Here is a 25,842-nt window from a genome sequence, read left to right on the forward strand (position 1 = left end):
TCTATCAAAACTGTTAGATTTCATTTTCCGCCGGAAAGAATGTGGAAAGATTCCTATGCGATAATCTGTATGTATCAAAGGATGATTTCCTTTCATACATACAGATTTTTTCATGGAGGTACTCATTTATGGATGTTTTACAGGCAAAAGACCTGAAAAAGATTTATGGCTCCGGCAATAACGCAGTTCATGCGTTGGATGGAGTTGATTTAAGTGTAAAGAAGGGCGAATTTGTTGCAATTGTCGGCACATCCGGCTCCGGCAAATCCACGCTGCTGCACATGCTGGGCGGGCTGGATCGCCCTACAAGTGGCACGGTCATGGTGGACGGACAGGATATTTTCTCCCTGAAGGAGGAAGCGCTGACCATCTTCCGCCGCAGGAAAATCGGCTTTGTGTTCCAAGCATATAATCTTGTTCCGGTGCTGAATGTGTATGAAAATATCGTTCTACCCATTGAGCTGGACGGTGGCAAGGTCAACAAGGATTTCGTACAGCAGATCGTGCAGACCCTTGGGCTGGATGAGCGTCTGGATGCCCTGCCCAATCAGCTCTCCGGCGGTCAGCAGCAGCGTGTGGCAATCGCCCGTGCGCTGGCGGCAGCACCCGCTATCATTCTGGCAGATGAACCGACAGGTAATCTGGATTCCAAAACCAGTCAGGATGTATTGAGCCTTTTGAAAGTCACCAGTCAAAAGTTCGCCCAGACAATCGTAATGATCACTCACAACGAAGAAATTGCACAGATGGCAGACCGCATTATCCGTATCGAAGATGGTCGGATCGTCTCCCAAAACTAACGGGAGGTGGTTACGATGAATGTCAAAAACAGAAAATGTATTCGGAAACTCAGCTTAAAATCTCTTTATGCGAACCGTCGTCGCAATCTGATCGCCATTTTTGCCATTGCGCTGACAACGCTGCTATTTACGTCCATGTTCACCATTGTCTTGTCGTTGAACGCCAGCTATGAAACCTACCAGTTTCGGCAGGTAGGCGGCTATGCGCATGGCACCTTTAAGGATGTTTCCCCCGAGCAGGCGGAACGCATCGCTGCCCACCCAAAGGTGAAGGCTGCGGGGGCACGGAAGGTAATCGGTATCACTGCGGAGGGGGTCTTTGCCAAAATACCGGCAGAGATCAGCTACATGGATGCCAACTGCACTAAATGGAGCTATGCAACCCCTACTACCGGACGGATGCCCGAAAGCGGCAAAGAGGTAGCCATGGATACGGCAGCGTTGCAGCTGCTTGGCGTAACGCCGGAGCTGGGCGCCGAGGTCACGGTTTCCTATTCCATTACGGACAAGGACCAAACCGCCTTTACTGTAACAGATACCTTTACGCTGGTGGGCTATTGGGACTATGATGAACTAATGCCTGTTCATTACATCAACATCAGCCGTGATTACGCAGATGACATCGAAGCGCAGGCAGTGAAAACAGGTTTACAGCCTTTCCGCACCGATTTGAATATCATGCTGGCCTCCGGCACAAACATTCAAGGGCAGATGGAGCAGGTGGATACCGATCTTGGTTACACATGGGACAGCTATACCGATCCCAACAGCGTCCGGATCGGCGTCAACTGGGGATATACCTCATCCCAGCTGGAGTCGCAGCTCGATCCGGAACTTGTGATCGCCATAGCAGCTTTTTTGCTGCTGGTGATTTTCACCGGGTATCTTATCATCTATAACATTTTCCAGATCTCTGTTGCGGGGGATATCCGGTTTTACGGGCTTCTGAAAACCATTGGCACAACGCCCCGGCAGCTCAAACGCATCATTCGCCAGCAGGCACTTCTGCTTTGTCTGATCGGCATTCCGGCGGGGCTGCTGCTGGGCTACGGCATCGGCGCTGTTCTGGTACCTGTTGTCTTGCGCTCCACCCAGTTGGAGGTGGGCATCACTACCATCAGCACCTCGCCTGTGATCTTTGTTGGCTCCGTGCTGTTTGCTCTGCTGACAGTGCTCTTGTCCTGCTCCAAGCCCGGAAAAATGGCAGCCAAGGTTTCTCCGGTGGAGGCTACCAAATATACGGATGCAATGCAGACCAAGAAAAAACGGCGCAGCACCCGGGGAGCAAAGCTCCATCAGATGGCCTTTGCCAATCTGGGACGAAACAAGAAAAAGACGGTACTGGTGGTGTTGTCTCTGGCACTGTCGGTGACACTGTTCAATGCGCTGTGTGCCTTTGTGGGCGGCTTCAGCATGGAGAAGTATGTATCCTTCATGACCTGCGCCGATTTTATCGTCAGCACGCCCGACTATTTCCGTTACAACCCGGCAGATGAATTCATCACGCCGGAACAGATCGAAGAGATCGCAGCAAACACAAAGGCCAGTCTTTCCGGCACGGGATATGCTGTGCGAAAACCCGCATATCTGTGGATGACGGAGGATGCTCTGCGGCAGGACTATGCAAGGTACGAAAGCGCCGAGCAGTTGGACAGCCATATGAGCCGTCTGGAGCACCGGGGCAATATGGTGATGGGAGATACCAGAATCGAGGCTCTGGATAACAGCCTGTTTGACAAGCTGCAAGTGTTCGACGGAGATATTTCTCCTATGCTGGAGCCGGACAATAACGCCATTGCCATTGCGGTTTCCTTAGATGACTACGGTAATCTGCCCAATCCTGAATACTACCCCAAGGTGGGAGACACGATCACCGCCACCTATGCGGACGATGTGAAATATATCGACAGCCGCACCGGGGAACTCCGCACCGAAGATACACCGGAGGAGTACTTTCAGGAAAAACTGTATGGAGCCAGAGATGTAGCGTACACGGTCTGCGCCTTGGTAGAGCTTCCGTATTCCATGAGTTATCGTTATGGTGGTATTGGATATGAGACAGTTTTGTCTGTGGATACCGCACAGAGGGACAGCGGTGGTGCGGCCATTCCGATGCTCTACCTGTTCGACACAGCAGACGAAGCTGACGAGACCGAAGCAGAGCAATATCTATCGAAGCTCACTGCCGGTGAGTTTTCGCCCTTGATGTATGAAAGCAAGGCCACGGCTCGCTCCGAGTTTGCTCAGTTCCGGCAGATGTTCCTTCTGATCGGTGGTATCCTCTGTGCTATCATCGGGCTGGTGGGACTCTTGAATTTCTTCAACGCCATGATGACCGGTATTCTTTCCCGCCGCCGTGAATTTGCTGTGCTTCAGGCTGTAGGAATGACGAACCGGCAGCTCAAAACCATGCTGATCTATGAGGGGTTGTTTTACGCAATGTCTTCCGTAGCGGCGGCCTTTATGCTGTCGCTGGTGATGGGACCTCTTGCGGGAAAAATGCTGGGCAGTATGTTCTGGTTCTTTGAGTATCGATTCACCATTCTGCCTGTCCTGCTGACAATTCCGGTATTTCTTCTGCTGGGGTGGCTGATTCCTTGCATGATGTATGACAACGCAGCGAAATGCAGCGTTGTAGAGCAATTAAGGGATGCTCAATAACTGTTAAGCAAAAAACGGCCCTCTGCCAATGAAAAGGCAGAGGGCTGAGTTTTAATCTAAGGGTTTACATTCAGTTACAGTTTTTAGATAAATTTCGGGGTTTCCGTTCAATATCAAGTCTGCATATCCAACCGGGTCATTGTAAATCAGATAATCCAGTTCTGACCGCTGATACATATTATCGGCAACCTCATTCTCCACGGCGATGGTATCAATGGCAATCATGCTGCCATCTAAGAATTTCAGTTCTACACAAGCGGTATCCATGTTAAACTCACAAGAAATCAATCTATCCATAAGAAACCTCCATTTTGCGGGATGTTAGATCATCCCAAAATATTTGAATGCTTCTCGGATTGCTTTCTCTTTTTCCGGCGGACACATGGGCTGTCTGGAATCCTCGGACTTCGGCAAATTGTAATTCTTGCCAACTTCAATCCCACATTTCCTCTTAATCTGTGAGATATAAAGATTGGATACCTTTAACCCGCTATGCTCCAGCACATAGTCTTTGATCTGGGTGTAGGTTGCCCCATCCTGAAATTCGGACATATCCATATCTTCCAAAGAGAACTCAACCCGAATCTTTTTCGAGTCGACCTCGCCCTTGGAAAGCAAGACAACCGTTTCCACATGTGTTGTCACTAACATAGGAACACACATCCTTTACCTCGTCTACGATATGGGAACACATTTCTTTCACTGTTTCTACTGCTTTTGATTTCTTCCCAAATCGTTCTTTTGCGTTTCCAATTTCATTTTTGAATCCTGTTTTATATATGAAAATAATTTTATAGGGATCTTTCTCTCCATTTTCATCGTAACCACCGACAATAACTTTTTCGATGATACTTTCAAATATTCCTCTGTCAAATTCTTCTAATACTTGATTTTTTGACAATGCCTTCTTAAAATCTGCAAGTCTTCTTTGTAAGCTTCCCTCATTGTCATATTGCTGTTCCAACATACTCAGCTGTGATTTTGCTTCAGACAATTGCTTTTCATATCCCATATCTGTTTCCTCATAAATGTCTTTAGCCACAACACCTTCTAAATAATTTTCCAGCAACTTTTTTCTCTTGTATTGAATATTATAAACGCTTCTATTAAGCTTTTCAATTTTATCTTCTATCGAATCTTCCAATAAAGTTTTCTCAACTCTCTTAATAAATTCCTCCAACACGTCTTTATGATCCATACATAACATGCGGTAAGATTCAATAAAAGCATCCTCTATAACCTGCTCTGGAATTCCTTTACTGTCTGGGCAAAACCTTTTACCATGCTTCGTTGATTCCACGCATTGCCAAATAGTTTTTGTATATTTTGAGCTGCTATGCCACCTTCGCCTTGATAAATTCGCACCACAAAATCCACACTCCAACATACAGCTAAATGCATACTGTCTGCTGAATTTTTCTCTTTTCCCAGGGGCAACTCCCTTTTTACGTCCTCCATTACGACGTTCTCGTATTTCCTGGGCTCTTGCAAAAGTTTCCTCTGATATAATTGCTTCATGATGGTTCTTTATATAAAACCTATCTTCTTCACCAAGATTTTCCAACCTTCTCTTTGATATTGGATCTACTGTAAAAGTCTTTCCTAATAAAATATCTCCTTTATATTTTTCATTATTAATAATTCCCATCACACTGGAAGAGGTCCATGGATTTCCCTTAATGGTTGGGATTCCCTGTTCGTTTAATTCCCTTGCAATCATCGTACTTCCAGCTCCTGCAACATATCTATCAAATATGTATCGAACTGTTTCCGCACCTTCTTCATTAACAGAAAGCGATTTAGTCACCACATCATAATCATAACCTAAGCATCCCTGAAATCCAACGAGTTCTCCTCGTTTCATTTTCATCTTTAAGCCTTTTTTTACATATGCAGATGTATTTTCCACCTCTTGCTGTGCAACAGAACTTAAAATAGTCAGTAAAAATTCCCCATCCTTTAAGGTATTAATTTTTTCAACCTCAAAATATACTGCTATATTCCTTTCTCTTAGCATTCTTACATATTTTAATGTGTCTAAAGTATTTCTTGCAAATCGTGGAATACTCTTTGCAATTACCATATCAATATTTCCTGAAAGGCATTCCTGAATCAGTAACTGAAATTCTTCACGTTTATCTGTTTTCGTTCCTGTGATAGCTTTATCTGCAAAGACTCCGGCAAATACCCACTGTTTATTACTTTTAATCAAATCAGTATAATACCTGACCATTGAATTATAGCTTTTAATCTGATCTTCATCATCAGTACTAACACGACAATATGCGGCAACTCTTAATCTGTCAATCCTTCTTCCATTAGAAATATCTTCATCATAACTGTTCGCTTTAATGATTTCAACTTCCATTTCACCGGTCCTTTCTTATGTATTCCTATCGTAGTGTTAATATTATTCTACAACGCAACTCTGTACTAGTCAAGCAGTAATATTGGAAATTACACCATAATCTTTTTTTAGTTTTTTCTCTATTAAGCGATATTCATTTTCATTGATAAGTTCTAATGATCTAAGTTGCTTTAGCATGGATAGCTGCATACTATATCTTAATAATTTTGTACTGTTCATTTTCCCTTCCTTATTTATTTATAGATAATCCTGCAGGCAGCCATCGGGTAATAGCTTCATTGGTATTTCACCATCTTTCCAGACCGGGCAGCTTTCCCGGAAGTATCATTATCAGAAACAGTATCTTCGCCACAAAAGTCCCACTTCCTGATTACAGCCAAATATTTATCGCTCGTGCCTTTACTTCAATATCATTTTGATATTTCTTCGTTTACAACATTTCCACTTTGCGTCACGATGTCGCAAAGTTATAATGCAGACAGTCTTGGCGTATTTGCTATACAGCTCCTCTGTTTCATATGTCCTGCAGGATAAATATTAAATTTTCAAGGTACAAACAACGCTAAATAGCTTTTTCAGCAGAAAGGGATGCTTTCAAATGTTTTTTAGCGAACTATTTTAAATCCAATAATTGTTTTTATCAATTTTGTTTCCAGACGTCTACGAAGTGTTTCATCTACACAATAATGAACACAGCCATACTCATCATACATTTTTCTAACCGACAATTTTGCAATATATCCTTCATAATGTTTCAGAATTTTATTTATCGCCTGAATGTCACCCTCCAATGCTCTTTCGATTACCCAAAACGGTATCAATTTTTTATTATTTACGCTTTTTTCTTCCGTTTTCACCTGCATTTTCCTCCAGCATAATCTTTAGTATTTCAAGCGATCGTGTACGATGCTCATGTACCGTACTTCTGACAAGGTTCAGTTTTCTTGCTATATCCGCATCATTCATTTCCATGAAGTATGATAAAAGAATAATGTCCCTTTTTCTCTCTGTCAGCGCAGTTAATGCTTCTGCCAATAGAGCATTTTTTACCTCCACATCATAACCGCCTGCCCGAAAATAGCTTTTTTCCAATTCATATTCATCAAATAGAGAAAGACTCTCCATCTCCTGTTCGGATAATTCTGAAAACAAAGTTTCATGTTTTCTAAGATAGGCTAAATGTCTTTCATAATCCACAGTTTCGCCCTTTAATGCCAATTTGCATTTTCGATCAAACTGGTGCATTACCGTTTTCTCGTCATAGGAAGAAGATTGCTCCATAGAGTTCACCTCCTTCCCGACCATGAGATATGAGCAAAGGTCTTTTTCCCTTTCACCCTTATCCCGATTGGGAAGCCCCCATTGTTCGGGTTTAAAAGAAAAACTCTATAAAAAAGTTCTTATGATATACAAAAAACGTCCTTATGGATTGAAATCCATCGGACGTTTTCATATAAATAATCTAATATTCAAAAATAATTTTCTCCCTCCATTCCATATAATAAAAAAAGCGGAAACAATTTTTTATCATCTCCGCTTATTCTTGCTCTTTTCAATTTTATATTTCAAAATACCAACATACTGAGAGATCAAAATTATAAAGGAAGTCAGTGCAACTAAGGAAAGTATGTCTGGTATTCCTGCAAGTGTACAACAACCAGCAAATACAATAACAGCACTTAAGACTTTCATGGTTACTTTTTTACAGTGTTCTTTTTCAGTATCATCAAGTTCTCGATTAATGCACTCTACTGGCGCAGCTTTCAATATCAGTATCGCACTTACTAATATAAGAATCCACGCTGTACCTACCGTAAACTTATATTTACTGTTAAAATACATTGCTATTATCTGTACAGTGACTGAACATATAAAACATGATCCAAAACTGTTAAGATGCACGCCACCGGCATAAGTCCGTAGCAACATAAAAATCCCAGTAAATATTGCGAATTCCGGAATCATATGCATATATATTGCTATACTCAAACAAGTTACGAAACAGCATAGCATCTCAAGTCCAATCTGAAAGCCATATTGATATACTACATATAATTCCGGGGAAACAACACCAGTTTTTATAACATACTTTGCTATTTTTTCTGAAAGCTGTTTCATATTAAGATTGTTTCATATTTTTCAGAGCTTCCGGCATTTTGGGCTGATGATAAATATAACAGCACGCACTGTCGGCTGACATTTTGCCAAGTTTTAATGACACACTTGCCAGCATTTTTGCCGACTGTTTTTTTACATCTTTAAGTTTCATAATAGAAGTCCTCCTTCATTTGTTTTCTTACATCCTACTATAAAAAACTTATCCTTTTTCTTTCTTGTAAAAAAAACGAGTATTCATGTAATTTTTTCCATATACTATTGTTCAAAAAAACAATGGCCACACTGATCGTTGCTTTTTTATCCACCTTTATATTTTTTCAAATACCAATCCCATAAAATAATATCTTGTATTTTTTTCTGATATTTCTCCAAGTCATCTATTGTTTCTATATAATCATACACACCTATTTTAAGAACTGAAAAAATGTCCTGCATACTTCCATTTTCTATAACAGCAAGGATCGGAGTCAAATGCCCTAATCTTCCTTTTACCTTTATTATTGGTTGAAGTATATCTTTTCTGATTTTATCCTCATCAAAATGCATTATAACAACATCCGCAAACGGATATCCATTTGTTTCCAGACACTGATAATTGCCCCATATTAATTCCTGTTTTCCTTCTGTTACTTGTTTAGTAATCTCAAATAATTTTTCATCATCGCTAAATAATAATATCTTCTCCACATTAAGACCTCATAGCCGCATAATTAATTTATCATTTTATTTTACCATCATTTTTAATAGTCTATATTTTTGTTGTAATAATTTCGAGAGCTTATGTAATTATTCCTGGTTTCCGTATAACAATACCCGAATCTTAAACTGCCCGGACACAGAGTCATCAATTATAATAGTCCCACAATATTTTGCGACTGCCCGGTAAACAGATGCCAGTCCAACACCATGATTTTCAGTATCAGTTTTTTGTTGATTTTTAATCGGTGATCTTTTGTTTTCAGCAATTTTCCACTATAACTATTTGTTACTGAAAGTAAAATATTATTCTTATCATATTTCATTTTGATTTCTATATATTTCTTTCCATCCACTTTTTGTGCTGCTTCTACTGCATTTTCCAATAAGTTTCCAAGTATCAAACATATATCTGCGCCTTTAAACGGTAGCATCATAGGAATGCAAATATCCGTTTTAAAATCTATTTCTTTCTTCTTTGCGGTTACATACCAATACCCAATCAGTGAATCAATGACTATATTTCCACTGTTAGAAATGGCAGCTATAGCCATTCCACTTTCTTCCATAATTTCATTTATAAATCCAATAATCTTTTCATGTTGCCTGTTTTCTGCATAAGCAAGGATGGACACAAGATTATTTTTCATATTATGTTTAGCATCACGTAATTGAAGTATTGAAATTTCCCTTTCCTGCTGATGCCGTTCACATAATTCAAGCTGCTGTTCATATACAGAAGCCATACGTCTTAATCGTAAATCATCGGCTAATTTCATATAAATGTAAAATATAAGTATATTCATTACCAGCAAAATAATTACTGTAATTGCCGAGTTAATACGAGTATGATTATCATTTACTGTAAATCCAAGCATAAATACATTGTTCATAATGTATATGCTCCCCATCGGAATCAAAACGAGCATAATGCTGTATCGAACCGACAGTTCTTTAATCTCATCATCTGTGAATACTTTCTTCAGTGCAATAATCACTGCAAGAAAAAATGATTTAGAAACAAACGAGCCGATAGGCTGAATAGAAGCATATTGCTCACAATAAATCATCAATACATAATTACTCAGGGTTTCCATAAGCATCCAGATTGCATTAAATGTAATCACAAACACGCACTTATTCCACCACATACCCTCATAAGTGATCGTAACTGCAAACAATGTAACAATTACTGTAACTGCAATATTTACATAAGCAGGAAGACTAATGATAGTCGATATTCCAAACTGCCACAAAACAAATTCCGTCAATCCAGCCACCCATAATTTTTTACTCTTTTTTCGAGCAAAAAATATATCAAAATAATAAAAGAACAGATATACTGCATAAGCACTCAGCAATATATCTGCTCCGTAAGGCAAAGCCTTATCTATCCACATAATATGTATCCTCCATCGAACAATACTGCTCGCTGATAAGCTTTCTTCTGTCTTCACTAATGGAAATCTTTTTTCCATTGTCCATTACTACAAAATCATAGGATTGTCCTTTTATATGCTTATAATTTACGAGAAAAGACTGATGAACACGTAAAAAAGAGATTTTACATACCTTCAGACTGTTCTCTATCTCATTTAATTTCCCATAAAACTCAAAAGTTTCTTCTCTAGTCACAATAAACACCTTCCGTTTACTGCTCTCAAAGTATAAAATATCTCGGATCAATACCTTATGATTCATACGTTGATAACTATAACGAAAGTAAAAATCTCCACTATTTATGTCTTCATAAGCTGCCATAAAACATGTTTCCATTTGTTTTTCACTTACTGGCTTTACCAGAAACTGAAATGGTCGAACTGAAAAAGATTCTTTCATATAATTTTCATGACTGGTAACATAAATAATCAAAACATTTTTATCATATTTCCTGATTCTTTTAGCTGTTGAAATCCCATCCTCGTTGTTCATCTCTATGTCTAAATAAATGATATCGTATCCATCCCCTGCTACAACCGAATCTGCCAGGCTTTCACCATTCCAGAATACTTCTATATCTACATCAGCAAAATTTCTTTTCGCTATTTTTTGAATCATCATTTCTATCTGCCTGTTGTTTGAATATCATCATCACAAATCGCTATATTCAGCATTCACATCAACTCTCTTCTATCAGTTTATTGTCCTTTTTTCGCTTTTCTCCCACCTTCTTTACCGTCTGCATAATTGACCATATCATTCTTTGTCATACGAATCTAAATCCTTATATATCTCAATTAAGTCATAATACTCATCTAATGTTTCATTCATTTTCATCTGTCTCTGCAAATCCCTTTTTACATCTGAAACTCCCAAAAGATAATCAGTAGTTACATTGAAATACGTTGCTATTTTCTTGAGAATATCCACCTTTATCAATGTGACATCCCTCTCATATTTACTAAGCATTTGCTGAGTTATTCCTAATTCTGCTGCAAGAATTTCCTGTATAAGTCCTCGTTTCTCCCTGAGCTGTTTGATTCTACTCTCCATAATTGATTACCTCATAATTATATTGTAATTCTATGCTACCCTAATTCATGCGTCGTAATACAAATAATGAGAGTAATCAATTACGTCATTATATTTTATACAGAGATAGTAGGATTATTGAATGGGAAATCGGTAATTGTCAGTAAAAATTTATTTTTTTCATACAGGTTATCAGATTTTGTTTCTGTACCAGACATGAGAATCAATAGATAATCTTAACTTCCTGATAATTTAACTCTCGATTGCCCAAAACCCCCATGAATAGTAGATTTGCGAGTATTTTATATGTTAATTCTCGAGAGGTAATTAATTCTCTTATCATTAACGATACAATACGCAAAATCCGCATAAATAAGCCATTCTTTGGAAACGAGAGTTAATTTTACAAGAAGTTAAGAGATAACAATCCAAATAACACCTAACACATCTTAATCACTTTTTTCAAACATGCGACAATCAGCAATCGCCTCGTAAATATTATAATTTCAACATACCACATAAAATACATCCATATATCCAAATGTAATTTCTTCGATTGTTCATGTCATTATTTTGCTTTCGACAGTAGGTTTTACTTATAAATTATTCTATGAACGTTTTCTTGTTATTATAAGCGTCAAAGCAACACTTGCCTTTGGGAACTAGGTTTGAGTAATAATTCTCCATATATTGGCATTTTATAAAAGTCATCTGATAGGATTTCTCCCAGCTATTTAGTAAATATCAAATTTTTTGCCTCTGATAAATCATTCCTTGGAAACAAGAGCATGCGTTCACATACAAACGAAGGCGTTGAAGGACGGATTTTCACACAATTTATCGCATTGATAATCCGAAACAAAATTTATACTGCATTACATGAAAAAAATGAAAAACTTGAGAGTAAACAGAATTATATGACAGTTCCAGCAGTAATCAAGGAACTTGAGAAGATTGAAATGACACGACAGACGGATAATGTATACCGGTTGGATCATGCTGTAACAGCAAAGCAGAAAAAAATCTTAAAGGCTTTTGGGATGAATGAAGGAAATATTACTTATCGGGTCGGAGAGATCAGTAATACACTTAAGAAATCAAACATTCAGAAAGAATGGCGGTAAATATGGCACGTGAGATTAACGCAGAACTACTGGATACTAAAATTGAAAAAGCACAGCAAGATCTGGCGAAAGCAAAACATCTATATGATGCTGTGGCAGCAACATTAAAAGATCTGTTAGATAAGCGGGATTCACTTCGTTAGAAAAAGCTATTGGATGCTATAGCACAAAGCGGACGGAGCTATGAAGAAATCAAGCAGTACCTACACAGTAAATCTGAAGCGGTGTGATCAAATGTTAACGGAATACTATTTTGCAGTCAGGTATGGAGATATCATTATTCTGCTCTATCATGAAGTGTATGACTGAAGTACAGATTCAGGGTGCCAATAACATGTAAATTTCCAGCCTAAGATGCTTTAGGGCTATTTCAGGCTGGAAATTAAGGTTATCCTTATATATTTCTATTGAAAAACTGGCTAAAATTAATGCATCATGAAAAAGATGAGGATAAAAATATCGTGAGGATAACCCTGTGGCAATAAAAATTTTTTCAAATCCGACAGCATCATTAAGCATGTAGAAGCCCCCCCCAACCTTATTTAGAAGTTCTTCTGTAGCTTTATTTGATATTTCAATTGAAACAGATCCTCTTCGAATAACAACATCCGGTTTAAAAGGACTGGCAGATGAACTTGTGTGATCAGTCATTTTGATTTCAACGAAATCTGTAGTTGTTGGAACTGAATTTTCTTTAACAGCTGGCGTCAAGGTGTTCTCTAATGTAGAGAGGTATGCTTCTTCTCGGAGAATTCGTTGCCAGTAAAAAAATGATTTATCTGAAATACCATCCTCTCGGCACCAAGTCGTTTTGGACATTCCACTAGTAAGACATTCTTTGATGATATTTGTCCATTGTTCACATCGAACTTTATGAGTTATTTTATCCATGAGATTATTCCTCCTCTAAAAAATCTTAGATTTTTCAAAGTGATTATCTCATGAAAACTAGCGAAAATCTTGGTACTTACTATTCACCGTTTACTCCTATCCTATCTTTTTATGCCAATAAAAAAGCTTTCTTCCATAAATTATCGCTCTTCTTCTCTCCTTCAAGAAGAGAGAGACATACGCCGGTCGTTCCTTCTAACAGTCCACATACATCATATGGTTTTATTTTCTCCATTTTATTGTCAAGCTCCATATTTTTAAATCCATATATATAATCCGGATTATAAAATCAGTTATTTTATTCTTCAAGAGTTCCTTTTCTAAAGAAAAAAACTCCTTTTGTAACAACATTTCTACCGAATTTAATACTTGGTATAGACCAGCATATCCATGACAAAATGTAGGTGAAAAAATACCTTTAATATTGTTCATTGTAAGTCTCAAATTTTCTATTCCGTAATCAATCAAAAACTGATTGTCTAAAGCATTACCGGCCGATACAATTGCATAACATATTCCCGGATTTCCATAACACCATGCATCTCGCCGAATAATATTTTCATCGGTTAATTTTTTGTTTACTACTTCATCAAAATCTATCTGCCCTTTCCAGAAATCACGTTCACCATCATTCAACTTAAAATCAAAAAGGAATTTAATTATTTTTATTATAGCTTCTTCTTGTCCATCCACAATAATCCCATTAGCCATCATATCTGAAAGAATTGTTAATGGTCCTGCAATACCATGAGATAAACTAGTATTGAAATTGCCTTTTGGATAAAGATCTTGTTCTAATTCACTAAATTGGTTTTGAACCGGAATATACCAACCCGGAACAACTTGACCTTGAATCTCAATGTCTTTAGTCAAATTTACAAGAATCTCCAATCCTCTTGTGATGACATTATAATACTTTCTTTGATTTCTATAAATTCCTAGATAACTCAAAACACCGCTCAGCCCTTCAATTACATCGTAATAGAGTGAATGTGTCCCTTCCTCTTTTACTATATTGCTGTATGACTCTTCAAACCGATTTAGGATATAGTCATTCAACGTATTTAGTAATTTGTTATAGTTTAAAAAATCATTGGAAACACTAGCTACTGATAGAGCCACACCGGCAGCACCTGAAAACATAGACAGACTTTGAAATCCCTTTTTATTTAGCTCTTCTACCATTAGTGATAAATAATTATGAGCAAATCGTCCCCATTTGTCTTCTTTTGGACAACACTCCATTAATTTTCCGTACAATAAACAAATCCCCGGAAGACCATGACTCAAAGTAAGTGGTGAAAATGCTTCAAATTCTATTCCTTCCCAAGTCCGTTGGTTTTCTTTTCTCCCCATTATTTTTAACATTCTTTCGTAATCACTTAAATTTGTAGCAATGTTCTTGGTCATAGTTAAAATATCGCATTCCATTTTCCTACATGTCCTCTCTTTCATATGATTCCGCTTTATATAGCTTTTGATATGTCATACAGTTTCGCAGTAGCTCATCATGTTTGCCTATTCCAACAATTTTGCCCTGATCCATAACTATAATTTTATCTGCCATTTTTGCTGCATTAAGGCGATGAGAAATAAAAACGCCAATTTTATCTTTTGATAATTCAAAAAATTTTTCAAAAACTTCTCTTTCAGATACTGTATCAAGTGCAGCATTTGGCTCATCTAAAATATAAAAAGATGCATCTCTAAAATAAACTCTTCCTAATGCTATTTTCTGCCACTGCCCTTGAGACAATTGACATCCATCTTCAAACCAATTTCCTAGCTGCAAATCCAAATTATAACTTCCATTATCCGTTTGCAAAAACTTAGTTTGTAACTTATGAAGCATTTGAACCATTTTTTCATCATTGTTTAGATTTTGAATATCTCCAAAGCCGATATTTTCCCTTAAACTAAGCTCATATTTTACAAAATCTTGAAATAAAACAGACATCTTTGATCTATAACTTCTGATATCCAAATCTATTAACGATCTACCATTTATCAATATTTCGCCTTCTTCGATGTTATAGAGCCCGGCTAAAATTTTCAAAAAAGTGCTTTTTCCTGATCCGTTAGGACCTACAAGAGCAACCTTTTCGCCTTGTACCAATGTCAGATTAATTTTGTCCAATACTTTTGTTTTTCCATTATATGAAAATGAAAGTTCTTTAATATCTATTTTATTAATTGGTTCCTTCATCACTATTTTTTCTGAACTATCTTCTTTTACACAGTAATTCAAAAATTGAAAAAGCATATCCATATACAATGTACTACTATATACTGTATAAATATTTGACATTATTGCCTGAGAATTTGTTTGTACTAACCCTACACTCCTAATATAACTCATAACATTACCAACAAGAATCTCACCAACATATGCTGACATTATAGCCACTCCTATAATGATTGCACTCACAATTTGTATAGATAACTCATATAGAATATTGAATAACGTTTTTCTTTTCAGGATGGAGGTGTTTTGGCGAATGAAAAGAGCACTAATACTCCAATACTTTTTAAGAAAATAGTCTTTCAAATCCAATAAGGATATCTCTTTGAATGAAAAATCATGCGTCAGTAAATAAGTTAGATACCATGTTTTTCGTTCGTCTTTAGCTCTATTCCACATTATTTCAAATTCCTGTTGCCCTATTTTTAAGTAATATAGCATTGATATAATAGGAACTACGAGTAATAGCATAGATATATATGGATTCCATGCAAATAATAAAAAGGCTGAAGATAGCATTGTTACAACCGAAGTAATAATTCCTATAATTGCAATCATAATTTGATATGGCTTATATGCCACTTCTCCGGTGATTTTTTCAATTTTATCATACATGGCAGGCGTCTCAAAATCTTTTAATGTCAGTTTTGTACACTTATCCATAATCAAGTAATTCAATTTGTACTGAAGAACATATTGAAATTTGCTTTCAATATAATCTTTTGCTTCTCCAAGAATACTTCCTAAAAATGAAACGATAATATAAATCGTAAATAGAATGATGGTATATCGTAATGGTGAGCTTTTCTTAACTATTGAGTTAATTAATTCCTGTGATAATACCAATGTTATTACAGGAAAAGCTCCCGCTATCATACTTAGCATTACTATAAGTGTAAATCCTTTTTTATCAACTTTTCTAATTATAGTTATAGTTTTAGGTATCTGCTTTAAAGCCCTCCAAACTTCTTTAAACCCTACTTTCTTATTATTCATGATCTTCATTCCTCTTCATTATGTATCGCTTAGCATACATTATACTTTCAGAAAATGCCATTAATTTTCTCTCCAGTTCACGATCCGTTCCAATTATTCTATTACAATGTAGATGAATTACGCTTGCAACTATACCATTTTTAAACAACGGATCCTGGTTTATATTGTTGATTTCATCCCTATATTTATTAAGTACAACTGTTCTCATATTTAATAAATTATATAGGGAAGTTCCTTCTTCATTACTTAATAATTCTTTCCAATCATTCTCACACCCGCATAATGAAACTAATCTTTGCTTTTTCTTTTTAAATTCCGACATAAAGTCTGATGTATGATAATTTATTGCCAGAAAATTCATTTGTTCTTCAAAGTTTTCATAAAATCCCTGAATATACATAATGATTGAGATAATTGCTATATCCTCCTGATCCATAGCTAATACCCCTAATCGCTTCATTCTGAGGATACTTTCAACAATAAAGCTGTCGATAAAAAATACTTGCTCTGCAATATCCATAAGATGCACACCACCATACCGTTCAATCTCTCTATCATATATAGAAATTTTTAAATCACCAATTATACCATCATCCAATAATTGGTGCTGCCATTTAATAATTAGCGGATATATCTGTAACAATACTTCTTGTGTTCCTTTTATCCGTAGCCGTACATGTGGTTTAGGATCTACATAACGCATAAAGAAATAATCTACATCATATTTCTTTTTAAGCTCTTCACAGAAATCCATGATATCAAAGGCAATCAATTCATCTTCACGATTACTATTGCAATATAGGTTAAAATATAACCAATTTTCAAAAGGTAATTCTAAATGTTTCTTTCTCTCAATAATCACTTTCTCCGCCGGATAAACATTCTGTAGTTCCTTTTCTTTTCTGAAAAGAGGAACTACAATTTCAGTTGTATGACCCCCTTCACCACTATAAGTAATATTTTCACCAGTTTCAGCTCTTTCAAGAATCAGATCACGACTACCATGTTTCTTAAATTCATCAAAAATAATCCTAATTGACAATTCTTTTTTTAAGTCCAGCTTTATTCTGTTATCAGCTTCTGTTAAATAAATATCATCCGGTATGTTTTTATCTTTTATAAGTTGTAAAAACTTGCATTTAAATTCCTCAAAATTTTTCTTTTCTAATCGCATCTCACTAAGGTTTAACTTCCATTTTTCATTTTCAATTACAATATCCTCAAACTTTATGGCTGGTACATGGCGGAACTCTGAGAATATATATGTCCAAGGAAATTCTGACCAAGATCTCTTCCCTTCATGTGATATGTCCTGTAAAAACCTTAATATATTAGGATTTAGCATCGGATTGTACATATTATTAGATTCAAAGACGACTAATTTCTTTGTTTTATAATCTCTTGCGTAAAACAACTCATTAAAAACCCCTATGGAAATATCTTTTATATTGATAACATCAGTAGTTCCTTTATCTGCTGCTGTAAAAATAACCGTTTTCTTTTCTCTAAATGTGCGGGTTCTAACAATATTTCCATTTCTGGCCGGTGCAGGAAGAAACCCAATCTCACACATTTCAATATTATCATCACGTAATCTTCTTTCTTCCTTATTAATATCTTCCAACATATCCGCAAATTCATCGGAGATTGTGGAGAATCGACCAAAAGTTTTACCAGCTACAAGCGAACCACAATTAGGACCTAAACAAAGATTTAATTCATCATTTCTCTTCTTAAGTTGGAAATACAGCTCTAACGATATGGGGACTTCATCCGTTTTAATTTCTCTTTTTAGAATCCCCTCAATTTCGTCCTGTTCTAAAGTGATAGATGTTTTATTGGTAATAGCAGATTCATATTTATTCAGCAAATAATTTTTTAACCTTAAATTGTAATTAGGTTTAGTAGAATCTTCCTCAAAAAAATCATTTTGGGGATTAAGATATGAAGTCGGTGCTCCTATTCCAATATTTGAATCTAACATTTCTAATAATGGTACTTCTCTGTCAACTCCATACTTTTCAATAAACTTATTCCTATATTCATCTAAATAAGTGTGACTCTCATTCTTATCATTGCTTATATAAACAAAAAAGCTTGCCAACCTATTAATCTTATTTGCAACTGTTGATTTTATTTCAAACTCAGCATTTTCAATTACTGTATCCACTTGTAAGTAAGACGAACAAGAATACAGTAGCTTCATTTTAGATACTATTTTATCGTACAGAGTTATCCCTTCACCTACTGGTAAATTCATGTAGGAGGTACACATCTTGCTTATCTCTATAATATTTCCTGCTTCTTCAAAAAGTGCACTTTCTCTTAATCGCTCAATTACATATGCTATTTGATTTCTTGAATTTAAAGACGGCCTAAGGTCTGAAATTAGTATTTCTTTTGAAATAAGCTCATTTAAATAAAAAGTAACTTTTTCATTTGGCACATTAGGATACTCTTCTTCAATGATTCTAGCAATCTGGTTATATTCTTTGAATTCCTGGCATGACTCATAAATAATTTCAAAGACCCTAGTCGCTCTTACACTAATTTCTTCTATTTCCTTTTCAGTAGAATATAAAAGAATAGCTCTATTTCCTTTAATATAACATGCATCATTTATTTTAAACCTAAGTCTTTGTGACTTAATCTTTTCTAACTGAGATATAAATCCAAAAAGCCATTCTGAATCAATATTGACTTTCTTTTGATATTTAGCCCCTGATACGTCAAAAGTATCACTATCTCCGAATTTTCCCAGACCGACACCTGAAAAAAGCCCAAATGGTGTAGTTCTATTTTTGCTCCTAATCAAATATTTCATAATTGAATTTTGGAAGTTTACTAACTTCTTCTCAGATAATTTCTCTGGATTTTTAATGTACAAATCCATCATATCAACTAATGCAGGACTTGCTATACTGACTTTTTCACGGAACTTTGCATCTAAACACGCGTTTTTTATCTCCTCTTCCGTAAAGTCAAGTTTTCTCTCTACATCATTTGGTATACGAAACATAAACTTTTGAGTGTTATAGTATAAATTTTTCATTTCTACCTCCTAATCTGTTATAAGTCAACTATAAAGTGAAATTATCAAAAAAATATCAAGATTTTTTGAACATATTCCTAAAATATGATATACTTAAGAAAAAGATAAAGGCACCCTTTCCATGAAAACAAAAGAAGAACTTCTACTTTCTGTTAAGGAAGACATTGAAGCATTTGGAAAAGACAAGTTAGTGTACGCACATATGTCATTGCAAAACGAAGGAACCATCTTATATGGCTACTCATATACTCCCGAAGGAAAATTTATAGACGAAGCATCATTAGAAGAGTTACTTATTATATTAGAAAGTGACACGGATATGTAAAAGTAAGAAAAGAGGGATGACCAAATTTACGGTTTCCCCCTTTTCCTCTATGTGATCGGTAATTTTATGCTTACCACAGCACCATGCTCTTTAGAATTGTATAGTTCCAATTCCCCTTCACAAGATTGAATAACTTTATTCGCATAAGCTAGGCCAATACCATAGTGAATTGAATTTCTATTATTATTTGAAGTAAAAAATAATTTAGTTCCATTCTCAAGAACCTGACTACTAAACTCTCCTTTTTCATTACATATGGTAAATATATAAGAATCATCTTTTTGTCCAATAAAACACATTATTTTGTCACCATATACCTTATATTCTATTGCGTTATCAATAATGTTAAAAATTGCCCTTTCTAAAGATATGTAGTCTATCTTAATAGTGCCCCTCACTTTTTCAACATTAAATTTAATTATTTCTTCAGATCCGCTGATATACTCTTTAATCTCAGAGACTATTTTATGAGAAAAACTGTTGCAGGGCATACTTTCCTTTTCGTGAAAATCAATTCTATCAGCTTTCACATATTTAATTAATAAATTAACGTATTCCTCCATCTTTCCCACAGCTCCCCAAATACTTTGCAGATGAGATAAACTGTACTCATCAGATGAATAACATTTTAAAAGCTCTGTATTTCCACTGATAATTGTAAGCGGTATTTTTATATCATGAGCCAATGCTGCTATTTCCTCATTTTTTTCATTTTCTATCTTCCAGGTTTGATACAATGACTCTTTTAATGCATCCCTCATCTTAATTAATGCTGTAATAATATTCGAAAATTCTTTTATCTTACTTTCTTCGTAAGTGAAATCCAGATTCTGTTTTTCTATTTCCAGCGTAATTTTCTCTATCTTTTCAAAATTATTTTTCCAGATGCTAACTAAGTGTAATGTCATAATATACACATATAGTAAAAACACTAATACCATTGTAATATATGACAAATTGTCATAGTCTATATAATTGAAAATTCTATTGTCAGAGTTAAAACGTGCTTTAATATTATACTTTATAACGCAATATTCTTCTGTTCTAGCAATTACTGAGTAAACATAATTCCCTTGAAGATTACTTTCTTTCCCTAATAATATTTTTTTAGTTACTTCTATATCTGATTTATTCATAGTCCCACGTTCATAATTATAATCTAAATCAAAGATTGAATACTTACTTCCATATGGTAAATCATTATCTGTTATCTGTTGTATATCATCTAAACGCTTTCTATTCTCTTCCAAAATAGTTTCGCTATAATTTGCTGGAATTATCACTCCGCATTCCACAAATATATTAGTTAAAGCCAACCAACAGATTATTATAACCACGATTCCCACAAACAATTTTATCAAGTACAGTAATAACTGTCTCTTCATCGTTATTATTTTATATCCCATTTATAACCTATCCCCCAAATAGTTTTTATTGGATCAAGACCAAGTGTTTTGAACTTTTTTCTGATTGAGTAAATAAACTCTGTTATAGTCCTTAATTGTGCATTGGCATCTAAGTCATATAAGTATTCATATAGCTCATTTTTTGAAAAAATCTTTCCGCTATTCTGAACAAGAATTTTACATATGCGAAACTCATTTTTCGTTAATAAAATTTCACCATTATCTAATTTTATTGAGTTTGAATCTTGATTAAACACCAATCCATTGATTAAAATCCCGTTACTCTCATTTTTCAAACTTCTTCTTAATGCAACTTTCACTCTGGCTACTAACTCTCTGATACTAAAAGGTTTGGTAATATAATCATCTGCTCCACTCATCAGGCCTTTCACTTTTGCTCCTTCACTAGACTTAGCAGATAAAAAAATCACCGGACATGTTATTATGTTTTTTATTCTCTCCAAAATTTCATAACCATCTAAAAACGGTAACATAATATCCAATAATATTAAGTCAAACCCTTCAAATTCACCAATATTAGTATTGTCAACATAGCTTCTTGTTTCCACTATATAATGTTCATTTTTCAAAACTTCTTGTACTAATTCTAAAATCTTTTCGTCATCGTCAATCACAAGTATCTTTTCCATTATCTGCTCCTTTATGTTTTTACTAACTAATAATAACAAAAATTAGTAATTAATCACCCAACATGTAAAAAATACTCATTTGCTCGTAAAAAAAGCTCTATTATCAAAATAGAGCTTTTTTATGTATCTACACTAAAACAGATTTATTGACCCTTTAATTTACATGTGCATGTAAGTTGAGTTTTTGGTGGACAAAGAAATCCTGTTAGGCAATTGGGTGTACAAAAAGAGTGTTAACTTGTAATACTCGCAGGTATAATATCTCTTCTTACTTTTTTTTTGATAATATCCAAATCAAAATCATCAAATTTTGCCATTACGCTTCACTTCCAATCTTTATTTACCTGTGATATGGCATCCGCATGTTGCTGTCTTAAGTGGGCATGTCATAAGGATTCCTGTCGGGCATCCTGGGGTACATGCTGATTTGCTCTTATACTTCGGCTCGATCCCACCCTGTGCTGCTGTCTTTGTTACATCCAAATCGAAATCATCAAATTTTGCCATCTTTTTTTCCTCCGTATTCTTTATTATTTACCTGTGATATGGCATCCGCATGTTGCTGTCTTAAGTGGGCATGTCATAAGGATTCCTGTCGGGCATCCTGGGGTACACGCTGATTTGCTCTTATACTTCGGCTCGATCCCGCCCCGTGCTGCTGTCTTTGTTACATCCAAATCGAAATCATCAAATTTTGCCATCTTTCTTTCTCCTTATAGGTTTAATTACTTAGTAAGCACACATTTAAAGAATCCAGTTTCACAACTTGATGTACATAAAGACTTGCTTGTTATTCTTGGAGTCTTGCTACTCTGTGGTTTTACAGTCTTCGTAACATCAAAATTAAAATCTTCAAATTTTCCCATTTGGTGCCTCCTTTCTTCTTGATAAATTAGTTATACAATATAAAAATCAGCAAAATATCAAAATCGCTCCTAAATTTAATATATTTTTTTACAATGTCGTTTCTAGCTATATTCCTAAGTCTTATTAACAGAGGACGCAGAAAATAATATACTCTAAACAAAAAATAGGCTTCGCCTATTCAACTCCCCTCCCCCTCATTCTTGAGGGGATTAAGGGTTTTCTTTTTTCTCTTTTTCATTCATAATAAACTTATGAACACATTACAAAAAATCTTTTTAGAACACTACGAGGAAATGCTCTATACCCTGCATCCTCGCGAATCCGTTATTGAAAATGTAAATAAAATGATGCATTGTGGCGATTCTTCTTATGGCGGTGCCATGTACCACTGTCCTGACTGCAACGAATGGAAATTCGTTCCTTTTCGTTGTCATAGTCGCTTTTGCCCTACCTGTGGAAACATGTATTCCATTGACCGCACTACCTCTATGTCTTTTAAACTTCTTTCCTGCACTCACCGACATTGTGTTTTCACAATCCCTGAACAACTACGCCATTTTTTCCTTGAAGACCGCTCTTTACTTAACTGTCTCTTTTCTTCTGTTCGCAGCGTTATTCTGTGCATGTTCCATAAAATGAATGCCCACACTGTGGTAAAACAATGATGCTTCTTGAAATTTATTACAATCATCGCCCCGTCTCCTTGCAAGATCTATATGAGAAAACCATGAAAAAGCATAGGATTCGTCCTTCTGCCTGTAGTAAATTTCTTTTATCTCCGTCCACTTCGTGATACAATCAAGTTATCATGTGTTAGAAACGGAGGTTTTACTTTTGAAAAAAACTACGACTAAAGATCTTGCAGAGAAGCTTCGCTCACAGTATATAAAAAATCCTCCTGAAGGTATGAGTGACCATGATATCAAACTCATGAGTGACAATGACCTTTTGGATATGGACTATTTTCTTCATGAATTTGATGATGATGACGATTTTGGTGAAGAAGGATTTTATCTTTTCTAACAATCGTCTATTTCCTATGCCTCTTTTTTATGAGGCATTTTTTTACTTCTGCTTTAAACAAAGGACTTTCCTAATATATAAAAAAACTCTGGTGTATTCCACCAGAGCTAACCTGAACTATGAATTTTTCCTATATAATAATATCTACTTCTGCTCCTCTTTTATTTTTTAATTCTACTTTTCCACCATGCTGTGTCACAATAGAATTTGTAATATATAACCCCATTCCATAATGGTGTTGATAATTTCTACTCTTATCATCCATAAAAAATCTTTCTAAACCATATTTTAATGCTGCCGGCGTAAAACCAGGACCTGAATCTATAATACTAATCTTACATTTTCCTTTATCCTTCGTCACGTTAAAAATAATCTCCCCATGTGTAGGAGAATGATCTACGGCATTTGATAAAACATTTATAATCGCCCTTTCCATTAATACTGTATCAATCTCTATCCCAAAAGATTCATCCATAATTGCAATTATTAAATTCATTTTTTTCATTGCAACTACAGACTGCATCTGTCCTTTTATACTATCAATAAACTTTCCAATAGATATGCTTTCTCTATTTATCGGAATCTCACCAGTATTCTTGGATAGATCAATCAATATAGCAATGTAATTTTCCATGCGTTTAGAACTCTCTAAAATATGGTTAATATACTCTTCTTGCTCCTGATTAATATTTGTTTCAGATAATAAATCAGCATTACCACCTATGATCGTCAACGGTGTCTTCAAATCGTGTGCTAATGCCGAAACTTGTTCTTTCTGCTGACGCTCTATATTCCATTGCGTTTTCAAAGACTTTTTTAAACTATTTTTCATATTATAAATAGATTTTAATATATCATTAAATTCTATTATCCTCGATGATGAAATATTAAATTCCAGCTCCTGCTCTTCTATTTTTGTAGTCGCATCCATTACTGGCTTCAACTCTTTTCTTAGTTCTTTTGCAAACAAAAAGACCATAATACTAAATACAAATAAACAATTTAAAATCATTCCTGCATTAATCAAAATATCTGGAGATGGCATATGTATATCTAACCACATATTGGTGAAATGAGAACCAATATAATATTGTAAAATACAGAATTCTTTATCTCTTGTAACTAAAATAAATTGTTTACCTGATGCTGTTTTCTCAAACTTACCATTTGCATATCTCAATGCGTCTTTTTGTTCCCCGTTGCTCATATTAGTATTTAAGATATCGAATTCTTTGCTAATTATTAAGTATTTTATCCCTGCTGGAATATTCTTATAGTCAAGATTTTTTTCTGTTGCTAAAATTTTTGCCGTTTTCTCAGCCTGTATCTCATTATAATTTGCAACAGTTATATATCCCATATTACTTGCAAGTGTTGCCAAGACCAGCGGTAAGGCAATACTCACTCCAACTCCTATAATCAATGACAATATAAACTTTATAAAAAAAAACTTTAGAGAATACTGCCTTTTTGTTATTTTTACTCCCATTTATATCCTATCCCCCACACTGTCTGTATAGGATTCACACCAGCTTCACTTAGTTTCACTCGTATATTTTTAACATGAACAACTATTGTATTATCTGCTGATTCTCCATAAAATCCAAAAACTCGTTCATATATTTGCTCTCTGGAAAAAACGTGTCCTCTATTCTGTATCAGCAATTCACATATTTTATATTCGCTATGTGTCAAAGGAATTTCCTTTTCACAAACCAATAGCTTTTTTGCTGACAAATCAAACTTAATATTTCCATCTTCTGAAAATAAATAATCGTGATTTTCTCTGGACTCTCGCCTTAAGTGTGCTTTTACACGAGCTCTTAACTCCTTAATCCGGAAGGGTTTCGTAATATAATCGTCTCCCCCAATACCTAAACCATATAATACTTCGTCTTCCAGTGTTTTAGCTGTCAGAAATAAAATTGGTGCATTGAACATGTCACGGATTTTTTTGCAAAATGTGAAACCATCAATATCCGGCATCATAACATCCAAAATCAACAAATTATATTGCCGCAGTTTACTAACATCCACCTTTTTTGCAGAAGTCAAAGTGTCAACAGCAAATCCCTCCTTTTCTAGTCCACGTTTGACAAGCTCAAGTATTGCCTCTTCATCATCTATAACTAGAATTTTAATCAAGATATC

General features: G+C 35.4%; 29 protein-coding genes and 2 pseudogenes. 7 read left to right on the forward strand and 24 right to left on the reverse strand.

Going from position 1 to position 25,842, the window contains the following annotated elements; all coding sequences use genetic code 11:
- Positions 1-128 precede the first annotated feature (128 nt).
- Positions 129-800, forward strand: coding sequence for an ABC transporter ATP-binding protein (locus DW965_RS01900; protein ID WP_117760539.1), 672 nt, complete (start codon positions 129-131; stop codon positions 798-800).
- 15 nt (positions 801-815) lie between these two features.
- Positions 816-3,461 (forward strand): ABC transporter permease, encoded by a 2,646-nt coding sequence (locus DW965_RS01905; protein WP_117760540.1) that lies wholly within the window; start codon positions 816-818, stop codon positions 3,459-3,461.
- Between the two features lie 51 nt (positions 3,462-3,512).
- On the opposite strand, the gene DW965_RS01910 is transcribed toward DW965_RS01905, so the two are convergent.
- From DW965_RS01910 to DW965_RS01965, 13 genes and pseudogenes are all read right to left on the reverse strand, one after another.
- Positions 3,513-3,758, reverse strand: a complete 246-nt coding sequence (locus DW965_RS01910; RefSeq protein ID WP_117598365.1) for a DUF6061 family protein — start codon at positions 3,756-3,758, stop codon at positions 3,513-3,515.
- Positions 3,759-3,782: 24 nt separating this feature from the next.
- Positions 3,783-3,995 (reverse strand): annotated as a pseudogene (locus tag DW965_RS22390) (23S rRNA (uracil-5-)-methyltransferase RumA); the annotation flags it as partial.
- Positions 3,996-4,035: 40 nt separating this feature from the next.
- Positions 4,036-5,829 (reverse strand): recombinase family protein, encoded by a 1,794-nt coding sequence (locus DW965_RS01920; protein WP_119197960.1) that lies wholly within the window; start codon positions 5,827-5,829, stop codon positions 4,036-4,038.
- Between the two features lie 69 nt (positions 5,830-5,898).
- Positions 5,899-6,048: an SHOCT domain-containing protein gene (locus tag DW965_RS01925; RefSeq protein WP_117638655.1), complete on the reverse strand. Its 150-nt coding sequence runs from the start codon at positions 6,046-6,048 to the stop codon at positions 5,899-5,901.
- Positions 6,049-6,434: 386 nt separating this feature from the next.
- A complete protein-coding gene (locus tag DW965_RS01930) occupies positions 6,435-6,692 on the reverse strand; it encodes a helix-turn-helix domain-containing protein (RefSeq protein ID WP_005421685.1) in 258 nt (85 codons plus the stop codon).
- Positions 6,658-7,110 carry a sigma factor-like helix-turn-helix DNA-binding protein gene (locus tag DW965_RS01935; RefSeq protein ID WP_118404097.1) on the reverse strand — a complete coding sequence of 151 codons (453 nt, stop codon included), beginning with the start codon at positions 7,108-7,110 and terminating at the stop codon, positions 6,658-6,660. The genes DW965_RS01930 and DW965_RS01935 overlap by 35 nt, the downstream gene beginning before the upstream one ends.
- 246 nt (positions 7,111-7,356) lie before the next feature.
- Positions 7,357-7,947 (reverse strand): accessory gene regulator ArgB-like protein, encoded by a 591-nt coding sequence (locus tag DW965_RS01940; RefSeq protein ID WP_117638657.1) that lies wholly within the window; start codon positions 7,945-7,947, stop codon positions 7,357-7,359.
- Position 7,948: 1 nt separating this feature from the next.
- Positions 7,949-8,098 (reverse strand): cyclic lactone autoinducer peptide, encoded by a 150-nt coding sequence (locus tag DW965_RS01945; protein WP_117638658.1) that lies wholly within the window; start codon positions 8,096-8,098, stop codon positions 7,949-7,951.
- A 146-nt stretch (positions 8,099-8,244) separates the two neighbouring features.
- A complete protein-coding gene (locus DW965_RS01950) occupies positions 8,245-8,634 on the reverse strand; it encodes a hypothetical protein (protein ID WP_118404099.1) in 390 nt (129 codons plus the stop codon).
- Between the two features lie 99 nt (positions 8,635-8,733).
- Complete coding sequence (locus tag DW965_RS21935) at positions 8,734-8,844, reverse strand: hypothetical protein (protein ID WP_243036266.1); 111 nt, start codon at positions 8,842-8,844, stop codon at positions 8,734-8,736.
- The gene (locus DW965_RS01955; protein ID WP_243036250.1) at positions 8,796-10,043 is read right to left on the reverse strand and encodes a sensor histidine kinase; all 1,248 of its coding nucleotides are present in this window, start codon (positions 10,041-10,043) and stop codon (positions 8,796-8,798) included. The genes DW965_RS21935 and DW965_RS01955 overlap by 49 nt, the downstream gene beginning before the upstream one ends.
- Entirely contained in the window at positions 10,030-10,704 is a 675-nt protein-coding gene (locus DW965_RS01960; RefSeq protein ID WP_243036252.1) for a LytR/AlgR family response regulator transcription factor, read from the reverse strand. Before DW965_RS01960 ends, DW965_RS01955 begins: the two co-directional genes overlap by 14 nt.
- A gap of 135 nt (positions 10,705-10,839) precedes the next feature.
- Positions 10,840-11,136, reverse strand: coding sequence for a helix-turn-helix domain-containing protein (locus DW965_RS01965; protein ID WP_243036253.1), 297 nt, complete (start codon positions 11,134-11,136; stop codon positions 10,840-10,842).
- Positions 11,137-11,903: 767 nt separating this feature from the next.
- Between DW965_RS01965 and DW965_RS01970 the strand changes: the two genes are divergently transcribed.
- Together DW965_RS01970 and DW965_RS19025 are read left to right on the forward strand one after the other, a co-directional pair.
- On the forward strand, positions 11,904-12,239 hold the full coding sequence (locus DW965_RS01970) for a hypothetical protein (protein ID WP_199681614.1): 336 nt from the start codon (positions 11,904-11,906) through the stop codon (positions 12,237-12,239).
- 2 nt (positions 12,240-12,241) lie between these two features.
- Positions 12,242-12,382, forward strand: a complete 141-nt coding sequence (locus tag DW965_RS19025) for a hypothetical protein (protein ID WP_158582779.1) — start codon at positions 12,242-12,244, stop codon at positions 12,380-12,382.
- A gap of 175 nt (positions 12,383-12,557) precedes the next feature.
- Here DW965_RS19025 and tnpA read toward each other — a convergent pair whose 3' ends face one another.
- From tnpA to DW965_RS01990, 4 genes are all read right to left on the reverse strand, one after another.
- Entirely contained in the window at positions 12,558-13,130 is a 573-nt protein-coding gene (tnpA, locus tag DW965_RS19540; RefSeq protein WP_243036255.1) for an IS66 family insertion sequence element accessory protein TnpA, read from the reverse strand.
- Positions 13,131-13,352: 222 nt separating this feature from the next.
- Positions 13,353-14,561 (reverse strand): lanthionine synthetase C family protein, encoded by a 1,209-nt coding sequence (locus DW965_RS01980; RefSeq protein WP_158582781.1) that lies wholly within the window; start codon positions 14,559-14,561, stop codon positions 13,353-13,355.
- Between the two features lie 4 nt (positions 14,562-14,565).
- The gene (locus DW965_RS01985) at positions 14,566-16,368 is read right to left on the reverse strand and encodes an ABC transporter ATP-binding protein (protein WP_117638664.1); all 1,803 of its coding nucleotides are present in this window, start codon (positions 16,366-16,368) and stop codon (positions 14,566-14,568) included.
- Complete coding sequence (locus DW965_RS01990) at positions 16,361-19,420, reverse strand: lantibiotic dehydratase (RefSeq protein ID WP_117638665.1); 3,060 nt, start codon at positions 19,418-19,420, stop codon at positions 16,361-16,363. The genes DW965_RS01985 and DW965_RS01990 overlap by 8 nt, the downstream gene beginning before the upstream one ends.
- Before the next feature lie 121 nt (positions 19,421-19,541).
- Between DW965_RS01990 and DW965_RS01995 the strand changes: the two genes are divergently transcribed.
- Entirely contained in the window at positions 19,542-19,745 is a 204-nt protein-coding gene (locus DW965_RS01995) for a hypothetical protein (RefSeq protein ID WP_117638666.1), read from the forward strand.
- 47 nt (positions 19,746-19,792) lie between these two features.
- On the opposite strand, the gene DW965_RS02000 is transcribed toward DW965_RS01995, so the two are convergent.
- From DW965_RS02000 to DW965_RS22395, 5 genes are all read right to left on the reverse strand, one after another.
- Complete coding sequence (locus tag DW965_RS02000) at positions 19,793-21,151, reverse strand: HAMP domain-containing sensor histidine kinase (protein ID WP_118404107.1); 1,359 nt, start codon at positions 21,149-21,151, stop codon at positions 19,793-19,795.
- Positions 21,136-21,801, reverse strand: coding sequence for a response regulator transcription factor (locus DW965_RS02005; protein ID WP_118404109.1), 666 nt, complete (start codon positions 21,799-21,801; stop codon positions 21,136-21,138). Before DW965_RS02005 ends, DW965_RS02000 begins: the two co-directional genes overlap by 16 nt.
- 336 nt (positions 21,802-22,137) lie before the next feature.
- Entirely contained in the window at positions 22,138-22,308 is a 171-nt protein-coding gene (locus DW965_RS02015; protein ID WP_117640235.1) for a gallidermin/nisin family lantibiotic, read from the reverse strand.
- Between the two features lie 23 nt (positions 22,309-22,331).
- Positions 22,332-22,502, reverse strand: coding sequence for a gallidermin/nisin family lantibiotic (locus tag DW965_RS02020; RefSeq protein WP_117640233.1), 171 nt, complete (start codon positions 22,500-22,502; stop codon positions 22,332-22,334).
- 24 nt (positions 22,503-22,526) lie between these two features.
- Positions 22,527-22,667 (reverse strand): gallidermin/nisin family lantibiotic, encoded by a 141-nt coding sequence (locus DW965_RS22395; RefSeq protein ID WP_117640231.1) that lies wholly within the window; start codon positions 22,665-22,667, stop codon positions 22,527-22,529.
- Between the two features lie 252 nt (positions 22,668-22,919).
- On the opposite strand from DW965_RS22395, the pseudogene DW965_RS21940 reads away from it, so the two are divergent.
- Both DW965_RS21940 and DW965_RS02035 read left to right on the forward strand, forming a co-directional pair.
- Positions 22,920-23,309, forward strand: a pseudogene (locus DW965_RS21940) (transposase zinc-binding domain-containing protein); the annotation flags it as partial.
- 193 nt (positions 23,310-23,502) lie between these two features.
- Positions 23,503-23,691 carry a hypothetical protein gene (locus DW965_RS02035; protein ID WP_117640229.1) on the forward strand — a complete coding sequence of 63 codons (189 nt, stop codon included), beginning with the start codon at positions 23,503-23,505 and terminating at the stop codon, positions 23,689-23,691.
- Positions 23,692-23,821: 130 nt separating this feature from the next.
- On the opposite strand, the gene DW965_RS02040 is transcribed toward DW965_RS02035, so the two are convergent.
- Positions 23,822-25,180 carry a HAMP domain-containing sensor histidine kinase gene (locus DW965_RS02040; protein WP_118404115.1) on the reverse strand — a complete coding sequence of 453 codons (1,359 nt, stop codon included), beginning with the start codon at positions 25,178-25,180 and terminating at the stop codon, positions 23,822-23,824.
- Positions 25,171-25,836: a response regulator transcription factor gene (locus DW965_RS02045; protein WP_117640225.1), complete on the reverse strand. Its 666-nt coding sequence runs from the start codon at positions 25,834-25,836 to the stop codon at positions 25,171-25,173. Before DW965_RS02045 ends, DW965_RS02040 begins: the two co-directional genes overlap by 10 nt.
- Between the last annotated feature and the right edge of the window lie 6 nt (positions 25,837-25,842).

Source organism: Blautia sp. AM47-4 (genome assembly GCF_003479865.1).
GTDB classification, from domain to species: domain Bacteria; phylum Bacillota; class Clostridia; order Lachnospirales; family Lachnospiraceae; genus Fusicatenibacter; species Fusicatenibacter saccharivorans.